Raw genomic sequence first — 1,480 nt, forward strand, 5'->3', positions numbered from 1 at the left:
CAGGAAAAAGCTTGCTTTTTTGCTGACGACCGGCGCACGGGTGCGGAACGCGTATGGAACCTGCCCCTATCTGGGGAATAGCCTTTAGAAATGAAGATTAATGCCCCATAGTAATAATTAGTTGCATGATTAATTATTTAAAGAATTTCGGATAGGGATGGCCATGCGTATCATTAGCTAGTTGGTGAGGTAACGGCTCACCAAAGCAACGATGATTAGGGGCCCTGAGAGGGGGATCCCCCACACTGGTACTGAGACACGGACCAGACTCCTACGGGAGGCAGCAGTGAGGAATATTGGACAATGGCCGAAAGGTTGATCCAGCCATGCCGCGTGCAGGATGACTGCCCTATGGGTTGTAAACTGCTTTTATATGGGAAGAAACCACTCTACGTGTAGAGTACTGACGGTACCATAAGAATAAGGACCGGCTAACTCCGTGCCAGCAGCCGCGGTAATACGGAGGGTCCGAGCGTTATCCGGAATCATTGGGTTTAAAGGGTCCGTAGGCGGGCTAATAAGTCAGGGGTGAAAGGCCACAGCTCAACTGTGGGACTGCCCTTGATACTGTTAGTCTTGAGTTATAGTGGGGTTGCCGGAACATGTGGTGTAGCGGTGAAATGCATAGATATCACATAGAACACCGATCGCGAAGGCAGGTGACCAACTATATACTGACGCTGATGGACGAAAGCGTGGGGAGCGAACGGGATTAGATACCCCGGTAGTCCACGCCGTAAACGATGGATACTAGCTGTGGGGCATTTAGCTCCGTGGCCAAGCGAAAGTGATAAGTATCCCACCTGGGGAGTACGTTCGCAAGAATGAAACTCAAAGGAATTGACGGGGGCCCGCACAAGCGGTGGAGCATGTGGTTTAATTCGATGATACGCGAGGAACCTTACCAGGGCTTAAATGTAAGTTGCATGGGGCAGAGACGTCCCTTTCTTCGGACTACTTACAAGGTGCTGCATGGTTGTCGTCAGCTCGTGCCGTGAGGTGTCAGGTTAAGTCCTATAACGAGCGCAACCCCTGCCGTTAGTTGCCAGCATGTAAAGATGGGGACTCTAACGGGACTGCCGGTGCAAACCGTGAGGAAGGTGGGGACGACGTCAAATCATCACGGCCCTTACGTCCTGGGCCACACACGTGCTACAATGGCCAGTACAGAGGGAAGCCACTCCGCAAGGAGGCGCGGATCTACAAAGCTGGTCACAGTTCGGATCGGGGTCTGCAACTCGACCCCGTGAAGCTGGAATCGCTAGTAATCGGATATCAGCCATGATCCGGTGAATACGTTCCCGGGCCTTGTACACACCGCCCGTCAAGCCATGGAAGCCGGGAGTGCCTGAAGTCCGTCACCGTAAGGAGCGGCCTAGGGCAAAATTGGTAACTAGGGCTAAGTCGTAACAAGGTAGCCGTACCGGAAGGTGCGGCTGGAACACCTCCTTTCTAGAGACGATAGGCCCTTAGGCCCCGT

General features: G+C 53.0%; 1 rRNA gene. It reads left to right on the forward strand.

Going from position 1 to position 1,480, the window contains the following annotated elements:
- Window positions 1-1,452: ribosomal RNA gene (locus FBT53_RS15905) — 16S ribosomal RNA — on the forward strand; the annotation flags it as partial.
- Window positions 1,453-1,480 lie beyond the last annotated feature (28 nt).

Origin of the sequence: Flavobacterium sp. ASW18X (assembly GCF_005144745.1) — a bacterium.
GTDB lineage: Bacteria > Bacteroidota > Bacteroidia > Flavobacteriales > Flavobacteriaceae > Croceivirga.